The 15,945-nt window shown below is 72.9% G+C and carries 8 protein-coding genes; 5 read left to right on the top strand and 3 right to left on the bottom strand.

The features are described 5' to 3' along the window. Nucleotides 1–20: 20 nt before the first annotated feature. Together IH50_RS0101015 and IH50_RS0101020 are read right to left on the bottom strand one after the other, a co-directional pair. Complete coding sequence (locus tag IH50_RS0101015; RefSeq protein ID WP_030856211.1) at nt 21–1,778, bottom strand: discoidin domain-containing protein; 1,758 nt, start codon at nt 1,776–1,778, stop codon at nt 21–23. 141 nt (nt 1,779–1,919) lie between these two features. After that, a complete protein-coding gene (locus IH50_RS0101020; protein WP_030856212.1) occupies nt 1,920–2,996 on the bottom strand; it encodes a DUF1996 domain-containing protein in 1,077 nt (358 codons plus the stop codon). Nucleotides 2,997–3,249: 253 nt separating this feature from the next. On the opposite strand from IH50_RS0101020, the gene IH50_RS0101025 reads away from it, so the two are divergent. Beyond that, complete coding sequence (locus IH50_RS0101025; RefSeq protein ID WP_030856213.1) at nt 3,250–5,073, top strand: hypothetical protein; 1,824 nt, start codon at nt 3,250–3,252, stop codon at nt 5,071–5,073. Nucleotides 5,074–5,185: 112 nt separating this feature from the next. Here the strand turns inward: IH50_RS0101025 and fusA are convergent, their stop codons facing one another. After that, nucleotides 5,186–7,234, bottom strand: a complete 2,049-nt coding sequence (fusA, locus tag IH50_RS0101030) for an elongation factor G (protein WP_030856215.1) — start codon at nt 7,232–7,234, stop codon at nt 5,186–5,188. A 484-nt stretch (nt 7,235–7,718) separates the two neighbouring features. On the opposite strand from fusA, the gene IH50_RS0101035 reads away from it, so the two are divergent. The 4 genes from IH50_RS0101035 to IH50_RS0101050 all read left to right on the top strand — a co-directional run bounded on the left by IH50_RS0101035 (nt 7,719) and on the right by IH50_RS0101050 (nt 15,935). Continuing rightward, nucleotides 7,719–9,125: an MFS transporter gene (locus IH50_RS0101035; RefSeq protein ID WP_030856217.1), complete on the top strand. Its 1,407-nt coding sequence runs from the start codon at nt 7,719–7,721 to the stop codon at nt 9,123–9,125. Between the two features lie 209 nt (nt 9,126–9,334). Continuing rightward, on the top strand, nt 9,335–11,479 hold the full coding sequence (locus IH50_RS0101040; RefSeq protein WP_234328053.1) for an N-6 DNA methylase: 2,145 nt from the start codon (nt 9,335–9,337) through the stop codon (nt 11,477–11,479). Nucleotides 11,480–11,671: 192 nt separating this feature from the next. Beyond that, nucleotides 11,672–12,937, top strand: a complete 1,266-nt coding sequence (locus IH50_RS37310) for a serine/threonine-protein kinase (protein WP_037871788.1) — start codon at nt 11,672–11,674, stop codon at nt 12,935–12,937. A gap of 124 nt (nt 12,938–13,061) precedes the next feature. Next, nucleotides 13,062–15,935, top strand: a complete 2,874-nt coding sequence (locus IH50_RS0101050) for a DEAD/DEAH box helicase (RefSeq protein WP_030856221.1) — start codon at nt 13,062–13,064, stop codon at nt 15,933–15,935. Nucleotides 15,936–15,945 lie beyond the last annotated feature (10 nt).

Consider the following 15,945-nt stretch of genomic DNA (forward strand, 5'->3'; position numbering starts at 1 on the left):
CCTCTCTTCCCGATGCCGTGTCAGTTGTAGACGCCGAACTCGTACAGCGAGTAGCCGTATCCGGTGCCGCGGGCGGTGCCGTTGACCCGGACGTAGCGGCCGGTGCCGGTCACGTCGAGGGTGTCGACGCCGCCGTTGCCGTCGGTGACGGTGCGTACGGTCCGCCAGTTCTGTCCGTCGTCGGAGGTCTGGATGGTGTACGCCCTGGCGTAGGAGGTCTCCCAGTACAGCTGCACGTGCCGGAAGGAGGTGCGGCTGCCGAGGTCCACGCGCAGCCACTGCGGATCGCTCCAGTCACTGGCCCAGCGCGTGTTCACGTCGCCGTCGACGGCGTTGGCGGCGGGGCAGGGACAGTCACCGTAACTCGGCTGAAAGGACGAGGCGGTGGCCGGTCTGCCGAGGGCCACGTTGGTGCCGTCCACGGCCGGTGGCACGACCCGCGCGGAGAAGGTCTCCACGCCCACGTTGCCGTGGCCGTCGGTGGCCTTGACGTACAGCTTCCACACGCCGGGGCGTTCGGGCGCGGTGACCCGCAGCCGTCCGCCGCCCAGGTCGGTGTACGGCAGGGTGGTCAACTGCTTGCTCTGGTCGATGTAGGTGCTGTTGGCCTGCACCTCGTAGGCGATCCGGTCGCCGTCCGGGTCGGTGGCGCGGGTGGTGAGCACCAGGTCCTTGCCCGCCTGCACCCTGCCCGCGTCGCCCTCGACGCCGAAGCCGGCTATCACCGGCGGTGTGTTGTCGCGCGAGGTGTCACCGCCGTACGCCCGCTTCACGGCGTAGTACGACAGCCGCTTCTCCCCGGCCGGGAGGAGGTTGAACCAGATGCCGCCGAAGTCGTACTCGGTGCCGTAGTGGAACAGGGTCGCGCCGAGGGCGACGCCGCGGTGCCCGGTGACGCAGTTCCACGCCTTGGTGTAGCCCTCGGCCTTGGCCTGGTCGGCGGGCTCCCTCGGTACGCCGTTGGCGTCGTCCGGCACCTCCCACTCGCCGGCCGGACCGGACTCGGTGACGATGTACGGCTTGGTGTAGCCGCCCTGCTCCCAGGCGGCGCGGACGTCGCAGACGGCGTTGTAGGAGTTGACGGCGTACAGGTCGAGGTCGGGGGCGTTCCTCTTGTAGTACGGCCAGGCGCCGACCCAGGCGTCGGTGGAGGTGACCGGGTGGTGGGGGTCGACGGCGTGGATCCGCTTCGTCACGTCGTTGACGAAGGTGGTGTAGGCGTCGCGCTGCCGCTCGAGTTCGTCGCCGCTGTAGCAGTTCTGCAGGCCGAGCACGGACTCGTTGCCGACGTTCCACATCAGGACGCCGGGGTGGTCCTTGTACTCCTGCACCCAGCGGGGGAACTCGGCGAGCATCCGGTCCTTGTACGCCGTGTCGGTACGGTAATTGACACAGCCGCCGCTGCCGGGTCCGCCGCCGGGCTGGAGCCAGAAGCCGGCGATGACCTTGATGCCGTGGGCGGCGGCGGAATCGAACAGGGGCCTGCTGCTGGCGTCGGTGCCCCAGGTGCGGATGGTGTTGACGCCCATGGACTTCAGGTCGGGCATGTACCGGTTGGCGTCGGCGACGGAGGGGCCCCAGGTCAGGCCCTTGATCTGGTAGGGGCTGCCGTCGACGGTCAGCTGCCAGTTGCCCTGGCCGCCGGTGACCTTCACGGTGCTGCCCGCGGCCACCGCCTGCGGGCCGGGCAGGGCGGTGAGGGCACCGGCGGTGAGCAGGACGGCGGTCAGGGGTGCGGCGAGTCTGCGGGCGCGGGTGCGGGTGCGTGGTCGGCTCATGCGGGGTCTCCGGATACGGGGTGGGGGGCGGCCCGGCCGTGACGGGGCGTGGACGGCCGGGCCGGCCCGTTCGGTACGGCCGGCTCGTCCTCGCGGCGAGCCGGCCGGAGATGTGGATTCAGGGGAGTTCGTCGTGCCCGTTCAGGGGAGTTCGTAGTGCTCGTTCAGGGCCGCGCCCGCCTCCGGGTGGTTCTGGTCGTAGCCGCGCGCGTCGCACTGCAGGCCGCCGACGATGCAGTGGTCGACCATGGCCCTCAGCGTCGGCTCGTCCCAGGCGTTGAAGAAGTCGTAGTGGAACGAGTAGCTCGCGCCACTGGCCAGCCGCACCCGTGAGAGGTCGCCGTTGACCGGGAACGCCATCTTGAACTCGATCATCGGCAGGGCGACCGGGTGGGAAGCCGGGCAGATGTTGTTGTTGGTACCGGGGTTGACCACCGGATAGGCCATGTGGGCCTGGTGGTCCGGGGTGTCCAGGTTGCGGCCGTCCCAGCAACTGGGCGCCTGGAAGCGGATGTTGACCTGGACGTCGCGGCGGTCGGGGCAGTCGGCCGGGAAGTCGACGTTGAAGAAGCTGTCGCCGCACTCCCAGCCCTCGACGAAGCCCTTGTGGTCACGGAACTCCTGGGCGCTCTGCATCGGGCTGCCGACGACGTACCGCAGGCCCTTGGGGAAGGGGCGGACGCTGGTGTAGTCGGTGACGCCGGCCTTGTAGTAGATGACCTGCGGGCCCACCGGCAGCACCGGCTCGTCGCCGTTGTACAGGGTGGGCATCCAGTACGCCGACCGGTCGCCGGGGGCGAGACAGGTGGTGGAACCGGCGGCGAGCGAGGCCGTCGTGCTGTTCGCGTTCGTCGTCGTGTTGCCCATGAACGTGTGGTCGTGGGACTTGCCGGGCTGCTGCGCGTAGACGATCGGGTCGTCGGGCGCCGTGTGGGTGACCGAGCAGTTGGCCTGGAACTCGTGGAAGTAGCGGTGCGGCGGCTCCTTCGTGGACGGGGTGACGCCGGTGACCGGCGGGTTCGCGGGGATGTAGCCGTCGCCGTCCGGGTCCTCGGGCGAGGCGGCGGCCGAGACCGCCCTGGTGTGCCCGGTGTGCGCGACCGGGGCGGCGGCGGTTCCCGCGTCGGCGCCCGCCGCGACCGTGCCGACCCCGATCGAGGTCAGCAGTAAGGCGGTCGCGACCAGGGCGCCGGACAGAACTCTTGATCTCCGTGGCATGGAGACCTCCTGAGAGGGTCGGGGAAAATCTCGGAGAGCGCTCTCCCACGGACGGAGTGTTGGGCGCGGGGCGAAAGGTGTCAAGGGATCCGGCACAAGGACAACAAGCACCGCACCCACACTTGTTGAACACGACGAAGGTTGAACGGTCCAAACTCTTGACGTGTCCCGCACACAGATGAAACATGCACACCCAGAGAGCGCTCCCCCACCCCCACACCGTTCACTTTCCGAACAAGGAGAGAGCCGCCCCATGCCCGCTTCCCGCACGAACCCCGCCCTGCCCGAACCCTCCGGGGTGCGGCGACGGGCCCTGCTGGGCGCCGCCGCGGCCGCTCCCGTACTGGCCGGCCTGCCCGCGACGGCCGCCGCCGCGACCACGACCGCGCCCGCGGCGGGGCACGAGAAGCCGCGCCGGAAGCCGCGCCGTCTGAAGGCCGGCGGCGACCTCGGCCCCAACGTGATCGTCTTCGACCCGTCCACCCCGGGCATCCAGGCCCGCCTGGACGAGGTCTTCCGGCAGCAGGAGCGCGCCCAGTTCGGCACCGGCCGCTACCAACTCCTCTTCAAGCCGGGCACGTACCACGGCCTCAACGCCCAGATCGGCTTCTACACCTCCATCTCCGGGCTGGGCCTCTCCCCCGACGACACCACCATCAACGGTGACGTGACGGTCGACGCCGGCTGGTTCGACGGCAACGCCACGCAGAACTTCTGGCGTTCGGCGGAGAACCTGGCGCTCGTCCCGGCCAACGGCACCAACCGGTGGGCGGTCGCCCAGGCCGCGCCGTTCCGCCGGATGCATGTGCGCGGCGACCTCAACCTCGCCTCATCCACCTACGGCTGGGCCAGCGGAGGCTACATCGCGGACAGCCGCATCGACGGCACGGTCGGCCCGTACTCGCAGCAGCAGTGGTACACCCGGGACAGCTCGGTCGGCGGCTGGACCAACGCCGTCTGGAACATGGTGTTCTCGGGTGTCGAGGGCGCCCCCGCGCAGAGCTTCCCGGACCCGCCGTACACCACGCTGGACCGGACGCCCCGCTCCCGCGAGAAGCCCTTCCTGTACCTCGAGGGCGACCGGTACCGCGTCTTCCTGCCCGCGCTGCGCACCGACGCGCGCGGTGTCACCTGGGGCAACGGCACCCCGCGCGGCACCTCCCTGCCGCTGGAGCGCTTCTACGTCGCCAGGCCGGGCGACTCGGCGGCCACCCTCAACCAGGCGCTCGACCAGGGCCTCCACCTGCTGCTCACGCCGGGCGTCTACCACGTCGACCAGCCGGTGAGGGTGAACCGCGCCGGCACGGTCGTCCTGGGCCTCGGCTACGCCACCCTGATCCCCGACAACGGCGTCACCGCCCTGAAGGTCGCCGACGTCGACGGCGTCCGCCTCGCGGGCTTCCTGGTCGACGCCGGGCCGGTCGACTCCCCCGTCCTGCTGGAGGTCGGCCCGAACGGCGCCTCCCGGGACCATTCCCGCGACCCGATCACCGTGCAGGACGTCTTCCTCCGGATCGGCGGCGCCGGCCCCGGCAGGGCGACCACCGCCATGGTGGTCAACGCCCGGCACACCATCGTCGACCACACCTGGGTGTGGCGCGCCGACCACGGCGACGGCGTCGGCTGGGAGACCAACCGCTGCGACTACGGCGTCCTCGTCAACGGCCACGACGTCCTGGCCACCGGCCTGTTCGTCGAGCACTTCAACAAGTACGACGTGCAGTGGAACGGCGAGCGCGGCCGCACGGTCTTCTTCCAGAACGAGAAGGCGTACGACGCCCCCGACCAGGCCGCCGTCCAGAACGGCTCGGTCAAGGGCTACGCGGCGTACAAGGTCGGCGACCACGTCACCACCCACGAGGGCTGGGGCATGGGCAGTTACTGCTACTACAACGTGAACCCGGGCATCGTCCAGCACCACGGATTCGCCGCCCCGAACCGTCCCGGCGTGCGCTTCCACGGCCTGCTGGTCGTCTCGCTGAGCGGGCACGGCCAGTACGAGTGCGTCATCAACGACACCGGCGCCCCGACCTCGGGCACGAACACGGTGCCGTCCACGGTGGTGTCGTACCCCTGACCCCGGCGCCGGGGGCACGCCCATGACCGAACGCCGGCGGTCCGGGTGTGCTCGTACGGCGGCGGTGGCGGCCCCTCCCGGCTGAGTTGCGGGAGGGGCCGCCGTTCACGCCCTACCGCGCGGGCGCGGGGGCCGGTGCGGGGGCGTAGCCGGTGGGCCGGGTGGTGAAGGTGCCGCGGCCCTGGGTGCGGCTGCGCAACCGGGTCGCGTAGCCGAACAGTTCGGCCAGCGGCACGGTCGCGGTGACGACCGTCGCACCGGCCCGGGTGACCGATCCGCTCACCCGGCCGCGACGCGCGGCCAGATCACCGAGCACTCCGCCCACCGCGTCCTCGGGCACGGTGACCGTGACCTCGACGACCGGTTCCAGCAGCACCATCGCGCAGGCCCGCAGGGCGTCCCGCAGTCCGAACCGGCCGGCGGTGCGGAACGCGGTGTCCGAGGAGTCCTTCACATGGGTCGACCCGTCGGTGAGCGTGACCCGCAGCCCGGTCACCGGGTGACCGCCCGACGGGCCCTCGGTCAGCGCGTCCCGGCAGCCGGCCTCGACCGCGCGGACGTACTCCTGCGGTACGCGCCCGCCGACGACCGCCGAGCGGAACTCGAAGCCGGACTCCGGGGAGTCCAGCGGTTCGACGTCGAGGACGACATGGGCGAACTGCCCGGCCCCGCCGTCCTGTTTGACGTGCCGGTACACGAAACCGGACACACCCCGGCCCACGGTCTCCCGGTAACTCACCCGGGGACGGCCGACGTTGACGCCCAGCCCCTGCTCACGCCGGATCTTCTCCACCGCGACCTCCAGGTGCAGTTCGCCCATGCCGGACAGCACCGTCTGACCGGTCTCCGGGTCGGTGCGCACGACCAGCGAGGGGTCCTCCTCGGCGAGCCGCGCGAGCGCCGACGCCAGACGTCCGGTGTCGGTGCCGCTCAGCGCCTCGACGGCCACGGAGACGACCGGCTCGGCGACCCCCGGAGGCTCCAGGACGAGCGGGGCGTCCGGCGCGCACAGCGTGGAGCCGGCGCGGGCGGACTTGAGCCCGACCACGGCGACGATGTCCCCGGCGACCGCCCGGTCGAGCTGGGCGTGCCGGTCGGCCCGGACGCGCAGGATGCGCCCGACGCGCTCGGAGCGGCGCGCGGTGGCGTCCCACACCGTGTCTCCCTTCTCGATCGTTCCCGAGTACACCCGCAGGTAGGTCAGCCGCCCGGTGGCGGTGGCGTTCACCTTGAACGCGAGGGCGGCCAGGGGTGCCGCCGGGTCGGCGGCCCGCCGCTGTTCGCCGCCGTCGTGGTCCGTGCCGCGCACCGGCGGTACGTCGAGCGGCGACGGCAGGTAGGCGAGTACGGCGTCCAGCAGCGGTTCGATGCCGCGGTTGCGGTAGGCGGAGCCGCACAGGACGACGACGACGTCACCGGTGCGGGTCAGGTCCCGCAGCGCGCCGGCGAGCGTGGCGTCGCCGAGGGTGCCCGTGTCGCAGAACTCCTCCAGGGCGCCCGGATGCAGTTCGGCGACGGCCTCCTCCAGCAGCCGGCGCCGCCGGTGCGCCTCCTCGCGCAGGTCGTCCGGCACGGGTGCCGCGTCGCGGGCCCGGCCCTCGTCGGTCCAGGTCAGGGCGCGCATGCGCAGCAGGTCGACGACGCCGGTGAAGGTGTCCTCCGCGCCGATGGGCAGTTGCACCGCCAGGGGTGCGGGGTGCAGCCGCTCCCGGAGGGAGGCGACGGCGGCGTCCAGGTCGGCGCCGGCCCGGTCCATCTTGTTGACGAAGGCGATGCGCGGCACGCCGTGCCGGTCCGCCTGCCGCCACACCGACTCGCTCTGCGGCTCCACGCCGGCGACCGCGTCGAACACGGCGACGGCGCCGTCGAGGACGCGCAGGGAGCGCTCCACCTCGTCGGCGAAGTCGACGTGGCCCGGGGTGTCGATGAGGTTGATCCGGTGACCGTCCCAGGCGCAGCTCACGGCGGCGGCGAAGATGGTGATGCCCCGGTCGCGTTCCTGCGGGTCGAAGTCGGTGACGGTGGTGCCGTCGTGGACCTCGCCGCGCTTGTGGGTGGTGCCGGTGGCGAACAGGATCCGCTCGGTGACGGTGGTCTTGCCGGCGTCGACGTGGGCGAGGATGCCCAGGTTGCGGACGGTGGCGAGAGGGTTGGTGCGCATGGCCCGTGGCCTTTCGGAGGTTCCGGAGAAGGGCGGCGCGATTTCCCGGGCGCACGGCGTCGTACACCCCTGATCTGAGGGGGGCGTACGGGACTCAGACGTGCGTCGCGGGCATCCGGTGCCGGCCGCGCGGCGGGCACCGGAGGACGGGAGACACCAGGATCACCGCGGACCGGCGGGACCGGGAACGGGGAGCGGCGGCGGTGGCGTGGTCACGCACGGCCGGTCTCCCCTCACTGGTCATGGATGCGCGGCCCGACGGCGGGCGGCGTCTGTGCGGTGAGTGTAGGGAGGCAGGGGAGGACCGGGCCACACAATATCCACGTCTCACATTCTGGTACGGCGTTCCTGGTCAGTGAGATGTCTGAGATCGTTGTATGGCCCACACGGTTCGTGCGGCCCCTCCCGCGAGGCGGACGCGTGGCACGGTGCGGGCCGCCGGTGTACGCCGCCGGTGACCGTTCCTCCCCGGAAAGACCGTGAAATGCCCGCACCCTCCACCGGCCCGGCCCCCGTCAACTCCCGGTCCCGGGTCCTCATCGCGAGCCTCATCGGCACGACGATCGAGTTCTACGACTTCTACATCTACGCGACCGCCGCCGTCCTGGTCTTCCCCAAGCTCTTCTTCCCGAGCAGCGACCCGACCACGGCCCTGCTGTCGTCCTTCGCGGTGTTCGGCGCCGCGATGGTCGCCCGCCCGATCGGCGCCGTGGTCTTCGGACACCTCGGCGACCGGCTCGGCCGCAAGGGCACCCTGGTGGCGTCGCTGCTCACCATGGGCATCGCCACCTTCCTCATCGGCGTGCTGCCCACCTACGCGCAGGCCGGATGGGCCGCCACCGCGCTGCTGGTGCTGATGCGGCTCGCGCAGGGCTTCGCGCTCGGCGGCGAGTGGAGCGGCGCGGCCCTGGTCGCCACCGAGAACGCCCCGAAGCACAAGCGCGCCCTCTACGGCACGTTCCCGCAGCTCGGCGCCCCGCTCGGCTTCATCATCGGCAACGGGCTCTTCCTGGCCATCGGCGCGCTGCTGCCGTCCACGGCGGGCGCCGACCCGTCCCAGCCCTCGGACGCCTTCCTGAGCTGGGGCTGGCGCATCCCGTTCCTGTTCTCCGCGGTGATGGTCGCGATCGGCCTGTGGGTGCGGATGCGCCTGGTGGAGGCGCCGGTCTTCGCCAAGACCCGCGAGGCCGGGCTGGTGCGCAAGCTGCCGCTGGCCACCGTCTTCCGCAACCACTGGAAGCAGCTGATCCTCGGCACCTTCTTCATGCTGGCGACGTACGTGCTCTTCTACCTGATGACCACGTTCTCGCTGAGCTACGGCCGTACGCCCGAGGACGACGCCGTGCCCGGCCTGGGCTACGACTACACCACCTTCGTCCTGATGATGATCTTCGGGGTGCTGTTCTTCGCCGTGTTCACCCTGGTCTCCGGCCCGCTCGCGGACAAGTACGGCCGGCGCTCGACGCTGATCGCGGTCACCGCCGGGATCCTGGTCTTCGGGCTGGTGTGGGTGCCGCTGATCGGCCTGGGCACGCTGGGCGTGGTGCTGTGGCTGGTGCTCGGCTTCACGCTGATGGGCATGACGTTCGGCCCGATGGGGGCGCTGCTGCCGGAGCTCTTCCCGACGAGCGTGCGCTACACGGGCTCCGGGATCTCCTACAACGTCAGCTCGATCCTCGGCGCGGCCGTCGCCCCGTTCATCGCGGTCGCCCTGTGGGAGGCCGGTGACGGCTCGCCGTGGCTGGTCGGCGTCTACCTCTCCTCGATGGCGCTGCTGACGCTGGTGGCGCTGTTGCTGGGCAAGGAGACGAAGGACGTCGGACTCGACGAGGGCGAGACCGCCGACGCCCCCGCCAGGGACGAGACCCCCGCCGCCACCACGGCCCCCTGAGCCGTCCGCCGGCCCGCCGAGGCCCTCCCCACCCGTGCACCGGGTGGGGAGGGCCTCGGTGCGTCCGGGTCCGGCCCGCATACCTCTCCGGATGGCACGGAAGCGCCCGCACGCAAGCGCATCCATGAAAGCATTGTCGAACAACATACACAGGTTGACGCGTGCTGTAGGGTGTGACCACGTCGACCACCGGAGCCAGGACCTCACCCATGCCGCAGCCACCCGCACCCTCCGCCCAGGTGACAGCCGCCGAGATCTCCCGTATCGCGGGGGTCACGCGCGCCACCGTCAGCAACTGGCGCCGCCGGCACGACGACTTCCCCGCGCCCTCGGGCGGTACGGACAGCAGCCCGCTGTACGACCTGGAGGAGGTCCGCGCCTGGCTCGCCTCGCGCGGACAGCACACGGCGGCCACGCCCAGCGGGGAGCTGCGCACCACCCTGCGCCTCCGCGAGCGGGCCGGTGCCGGCGCGTCCGACCTGCTCCTGCTGGTCCTCGCGGCGGCCCGCCGCCCCGCCGACGGCCTCACCGGTCTGCTCGCGCTGCCCGACGCCGACCTGGTGGAGCGGGCGAACGACGCGGCGGCCGGGGTCGTGGACGTGGTGCCGGGCACGGAGCCCGTCCGGTTCACCGACGCCGAGGCCACGGTCCTGCGCGCCCTGCTGCTCTGCGTCCGCGACGAGGGCGCGCAGACGGCGCTGGGCGTCCTGGCGGAGCGGGAGCTGGAGGACAGCGCCACCAGTGGCGCCTACCTCACCCCGGCCCCGCTCGCCGACCTGCTGGCCCGCCTGGTCCCGGGCTCCCCGGCCCGTGTCCTCGACCCCGCCTGCGGCAGCGGCACCCTGCTGACGGCCGCCGCCGCACGCGGCGCGCGCGAGCTGTACGGGCAGGACAGCGTTCCCGTCCAGGCGCGGCGCACCGCGGTCGGCCTGACCCTGACGGCCGGGGAGGGCGCGCGTGTCGCCGTGCGCACGGGCGACAGCCTGCGCGCCGACGCCTTCCCCGACCTCACCGTCGACGCCGTGCTGTGCAACCCGCCCTACGGCGACCGGGACTGGGGCCACGACGAACTGGCCTACGACGCGCGCTGGGCGTACGGTTTCCCGCCCCGCGCCGAGTCCGAACTGGCCTGGGTCCAGCACGCGCTGGCCCACCTCGAACCGGGCGGCCACGCCGTGCTGCTCCTCCCGCCGGCCACGGCGTCCCGCTCCTCGGGCCGCCGGATCCGCGCCGAGCTGATCCGCAGCGGCGCGCTGCGGGCGGTGGCGGCCCTGCCACCGGGGGCGGCGATCCCGCTCCACATCGGCCTGCAGGTGTGGGTGCTCCGGCGCCCGGAGCCGGCCGGGCCGGCGTACCGGACGGTGCTCTTCGTCGACACGGCGGGCGAGCCGCCGGCGCCGGGGCGCGGCGGGAGCCGGGGCGGTGCGGTGGACTGGGCGGGGGTGACGGAGCGGATCGTCTCCGCGTGGACGGCGTACGCCGATGACCCGGACGGGTTCGAGGCGCGGGCCGGTGTGGCGCGGGCGGTGAGTGTGGTCGACCTGCTCGACGATGTGGTCGACGTGACCCCGGCCCGGCGGGTGCGTGCCTCCCCGGCGGACATCGACCCGCGGGACCTGGCCCGTGAGGCCGCGACGGCCCGCGAGGGGCTGGCGGCGGCGGCGCGGACGGTGGCCGAACTGGCCGGCGCGGCGTCGTGGGACGCGGCGGGGGCTTCGGCCCGCGAGTGGCGCACGGCCACGGTGTCGGACCTGGCCCGGGGCGGGGCGCTGAAGGTGCTGCGCGCTGTTCCGGTGTCGCCGCGGGCGACGGCCGCCGGGGCGGAGGACGCGGCGGCGGGCACCGGCGCCGGGGCACGCCCGCCGGTGCTGACGGGCGGCGACATCGCCCGCGGGACCGGACCGACGGGGCAAGCCCTGGACGTGCGGGCCGAGCAGATGCCGGAGATCGCCGAGGGCGACGTCCTGGTCCGCAACCTGGTCGGCGGCACCGGACCCGTGGCCCGGGTCGCGGGCGGGGCGGAGTCCGGCGCCCTGCTGGGAGCCGGCGTCCACCTGTTCCGGCCGGACCCGGCGCGCCTCGACCCCTGGTTCCTCCTCGGTTTCCTCAGCGCCGAGACCAACCTGGCCGGCGCCTCGACCGGCAGCACGTCGTCGCATCTCACCCCGGGGCGGCTGCGCGTACCGCTGCTGCCGCTGGAGGAGCAGCGGCGGTACGGGGAGGCGTTCCGGCAGGTGCACGCGCTCCGGGCGGAGGCACGGCGGGCGGCCCTGCTGGCGGAGGAGACGGCACGGCTGCTGGCGGGCGGACTGACCGGGGGGCAACTGCTCCCGGCTCGGGAGGCGGTGTCCTAGCCGGCGCGCCGCCACCGGCCCGGACCGTCCGCGCGTTCCTCACCCACAGAGGCGGATGTCTCCGGACCCATAGAGGCGGATATCTCCGTTCCGCAACACCTGTCCCTGCCTCCTCCCCCATCCACTACCGTGTCCCCAGGCGCGCATCGCGGCTGATGGGACGCCCGCCAGGACCGAATGCCGAGGACACACGTGCAGATCACGCCCCTGAATCCCGAGGACCCGCCCGCGATGGGTGACTTCGAGCTCCTCGGCCGGATCGGCCAGGGCGGCATGGGCCAGGTCTTCCTGGGCGAGTCCCTCGGCGGTGAGCCCGCCGCGGTGAAGGTGATCAAACCGTCGGTCGTGGACTCCGAGTCGCGGCAGCGGTTCGCGCAGGAGATCGAGGTGCTCAAGACCATCTGGGGTCCGCGCATCGCGGCGTTCCTGGGGGCCGACACGGAGGCGGAGCAGCCGTGGCTGGCCACCGAGTACGTGGACGGCCCGGACCTCGCGAAGCACGTCAAGACGCACGGGCCGCTGCCGTCCGTGCTCGCCGCGGCGCTCGGCGCGGTCCTCGCGGAGGCGCTGTCGGCCGTGCACGCGCAAGGCCTGCTGCACCGCGACCTCAAGCCGGCCAACGTCCTGATGGGACCGAACGGCCCGAAGATCATCGACTTCGGTCTGGCCGCGTTCACCGAGTCGTCCGTCTCCCTCACCGCCCCCCACCAGGTCGTCGGCACCCCGATCTGCATGGCCCCGGAGCAGGCCGCGGGCGTGAAGCCGCTGACGGCGGCGGTGGACGTGTACGCGCTGGGGGCCCTGCTGCTCTTCGCCGTGACGGGGCACTATCCGCATGAGGCGGCCACCCCGTACATGGTGTTCCACCTGGTCACGGACCCCGGCACGGCACCGGACCTGTCCGGTGTGCCGGAGGAGCTGGAGCCGCTGCTGGCCGGCATGCTCGCCCACGACGCCGCAGGCCGGCCGTCGCTGACCGAGGTGGTGCAGCGGTGCCGCTCGGTGATCGAGGCCCAGGGCATGAGGATCGCCCAGGCACGTCGCAGGCTCACCGCGCACACGGCGGGGCAGCGGCACAGGGAGTCCCCCTCCGACGGCCTCCCCACCGTCGCCTGGCCCGCCCCCACGCACGACACCCCGGCCCCGGAGATCAGCCCGGCCGAGCCGGCGGCACCGGCCCCGGCCGACGCCCCGCCGGCCTCCCCCGCCACCCTGGTCGAGGACGCCCCCGGCGCCCCCGCCGTCCCTCCGGCCCACGACGACTCCCCCGGCGCCGTACCCGCCGAGCCACGGGACCGCCCCGACGGGTCCCGGCGCGCGCGGCCGGCGCCGGACCGCCGCCCGCCCACCGCTCCCCCACGGCCGAAGACGGCGGCGCCCTCGCTGCGCCACTCCGTGCAGGCCCGCAGGACGGCGGAACGGCTGCGCACCGCGTACGCGGCGACGGCCCCGTTCTGACACCGGTGGCCGACCGGCCGGGCCCCGCGCCCGCGCCCCCGGCCGCACGTCCCGCCGGCCCGGCCGCCCGCCCCACCCCCCTCCATCCACCCCCATCGACAACGATCGCCCAGGAGGCCCCCGCGTGACCGCCGACTTGAGCACCGCCCCCGCGACGAGCGGCGAGGACGCCCAGTACCCGCCGGGCGCCCAGATCCTCGTACGGGACGAGGTGTGGCTGGTGCGCAACGCCACGCGGACCGAGCACGACGGGGCCAGGATCGAGGCGGTGGGCGCGTCGGACTTCGTACGCGACCAGGAGGCGGTGTTCTTCGACAAGCTCGACCGGATCGAACTCCTCGACCCGAAGCTGACCCGCCTGGTGCGGGACGACTCCCCGAACTTCCGCCGCTCCCGCCTCTTCCTGGAGGCGGTGCTGCGCAAGACGCCCCTGCCGCAGGCCGAGCGCGGCCTGGCGCTCGCGGACTCCTTCCTCCTGGACGCCCTCCCCTACCAGCAGCGCCCCGCCCAGCTCGCCCTGTCGGGCCGCAACCTGCGCCCCCGCCTGCTCATCGCGGACGTCGTCGGTCTCGGCAAGACCCTGGAGATCGGTCTCACGCTGGCCGAGCTGATCCGCCGGGGCCGGGGCGAGCGCATCCTGGTCGTCACCCCGCAGCACGTCCTTGAGCAGTTCCAGCACGAGCTGTGGACGCGGTTCGCGATCCCGCTGGTGCGGCTGGACTCGGTGGGCATCGAACGGATCCAGCGGGAGATCCCGGCGGGCCGCAACCCCTTCACGTACTTCAAGCGGGTCATCGTCTCCATCGACACCCTGAAGAACACCGACCAGTACAAGCACCATCTGGAGCGCATCAACTGGGACGCGGTCGTCATCGACGAGTCGCACAACCTCATCAACAAGGGTTCCCTGCGCAACCAGTTGGCCCGCACCCTCGCCCCGCACACGGACGCCCTGCTGCTGGCCTCGGCGACCCCGCACAACGGTGACGCCCGCTCCTTCGCCGAGCTGATCTCCCTGCTCGACCCGGCCGCGATCCGCGACCCGGAGCACTACCGCGCCGACGACATCAAGCACCTGTTCATCCGCCGTACGAAGGTCAGCCCCGAGGTGCGGGAGCAGATGAAGGGGCAGTGGGCGGACCGGGGCCCGTCCCGTTCGATCCGGGTGACGGCGACACCGGCCGAGGAGAAGGTCTTCGAGGAGCTGGCGGCGGTCTGGCTGCCGTCCGACGGCTCGAAGTCCGTCAGCGACGTCCCCCTGTTCCCGTACACGCTGCTGAAGTCCTTCCTCTCCTCCCATACGGCGCTGAAGGCCACGGTCACCACGCGCATCAAGACGCTGGAGAAGAAGGACGATCCGGAGGCGACGGCCGCCGAGCGCGCGGCCCTGCACCGGCTCCTGGAGCTGGCGTCGGGGATGACGGAGGCGGACTCGGGCAAGTTCGGGGCGCTGGTGGAGCAGTTGCGGGAGATCGGGGTCGGGCCGAAGTCCGACACCCGGGTCGTGGTGTTCTCGGAGCGGGTGCAGACGCTGGAGTGGCTGGCGCGGACCGTGCCGGCGGCGCTCGGCTTCAAGGGGAAGGCCGCCGAGCAGGCCGCCCGGGTCATGCACGGCGGCCTGTCCGACGAGCAGCAGATGCAGTGCGTGGAGGACTTCGGCCTCGCGGACACGCCGGTGCGGATCCTGTTCACCGGTGACGTCGCCTCCGAGGGCGTCAACCTGCACCGCCAGTGCCACCAGCTCGTCCACTACGACGTGCCCTGGTCGCTGATCCGCATCGAGCAGCGCAACGGCCGTATCGACCGCTACGGGCAGCCGCACCAGCCGCAGTTCCGGGCGCTGATCCTCACCAGCGCGGTGGACGGCGCCAAGGACGACACGCTCGTCTCCGAGCGCCTGCTGGAGCGGGAGGCCGAGGCGCACCGGTCGCTGGGCACGGCGGAGGCGGTGTCCGGCCTGTACCGGGCGGAGGCCGAGGAGAAGTCCCTCATCCAGGATCTGCTGCGCGGCCGGGACGTGGACGAGTCCCTGGACGCCGACCGCACCTCCGGTGGTGGCGACGAGGCCGTGGGCGACTTCCTCGCCGACTTCTTCAACCCCGTGAACGAGGAGTTGGAGGAGGACTCCGACAGCGGGGACGGCTCCGGGGAGGTGCCCCGGGCGGACGTGCCCCGGCTGTTCGGCTCGGCGCGCGAGTTCCTCGACGAGGCGCTGCGCGAGGTGTACCCGGACGCCCACGACCGCCTGGACCTGTCCATCGACGCCGAGCAGGGCCTGCTCTCCTTCGTCCCGCCCTCCGACCTGGTCCACCGCCTCAAGGCGCTGCCTCCGGAGTACGTCCGTGAGCAGGGCCTGCGGGACCGGCTGAAGGTCACCTTCAACCGGCGGCTCGCCGACAGCAGCCTGACGCGCGCCCGCGCCTCGGCGACGTCGAGCTGGCCGGACATCTCCCTGCTGACCGACCTGCACCCGGTCATGGAGTGGCTCACCGACAAGGTCCTGGTCCGCCTGGACCGCCAGGAGGCGCCGGTGCTGACCGCCGACGTGCCCGAGCCGACGTACCTCGTGCAGGGCATCTACTCCAACGCCCTCGGCCGCCCGACCGTCGTGAAGTGGATGGCGGTCACCACGGACGGCGAGGTCGACGACGACATGGTGGCGGTGCTGCGCCGCGCCCAGGTCGGCCCGACGATGGCGAACCCGGGCCTCGCCCACGACACCGCCGGTCTCGCCGAGGCGATCCCCGGCGTCCTGGACCGGGCGGAGGCGTTCCTGGAGCAGCACCGGGAGGCGTGGGACGAGCCGCTGCGGGCGCCCATCGAGGAGTACAAGGCCCGCCTGGGCGCGTGGGAGCAGCCGACGCTGACGGCGGGCAGGGGTTCCGCGCCGACCGCTACGCGCGACCGGCTCACCTCGCTCGCGGACTCCCTCCTCACCACCGGCCGCCCGATGCTCCGCGTCCTCGCCGTCCTCGCTCCGGCCCACGCCGCCGCCTGACCGACCCACC

Origin of the sequence: Streptomyces sp. NRRL S-37, assembly GCF_000721605.1 — a bacterium.
In the GTDB taxonomy this organism is placed as follows: Bacteria; Actinomycetota; Actinomycetes; order Streptomycetales; family Streptomycetaceae; genus Streptomyces.

Bases quoted from the DNA above. Each gene is read 5' to 3' on its own strand.
- IH50_RS0101015 (WP_030856211.1), bottom strand. From the start codon at position 1,778: ATGAGCCGACCACGCACCCGCACCCGCGCCCGCAGACTCGCCGCACCC.
- IH50_RS0101020 (WP_030856212.1), bottom strand. From the start codon at position 2,996: ATGCCACGGAGATCAAGAGTTCTGTCCGGCGCCCTGGTCGCGACCGCC.
- IH50_RS0101025 (WP_030856213.1), top strand. From the start codon at position 3,250: ATGCCCGCTTCCCGCACGAACCCCGCCCTGCCCGAACCCTCCGGGGTG.
- fusA (WP_030856215.1), bottom strand. From the start codon at position 7,234: ATGCGCACCAACCCTCTCGCCACCGTCCGCAACCTGGGCATCCTCGCC.
- IH50_RS0101035 (WP_030856217.1), top strand. From the start codon at position 7,719: ATGCCCGCACCCTCCACCGGCCCGGCCCCCGTCAACTCCCGGTCCCGG.
- IH50_RS0101040 (WP_234328053.1), top strand. From the start codon at position 9,335: ATGCCGCAGCCACCCGCACCCTCCGCCCAGGTGACAGCCGCCGAGATC.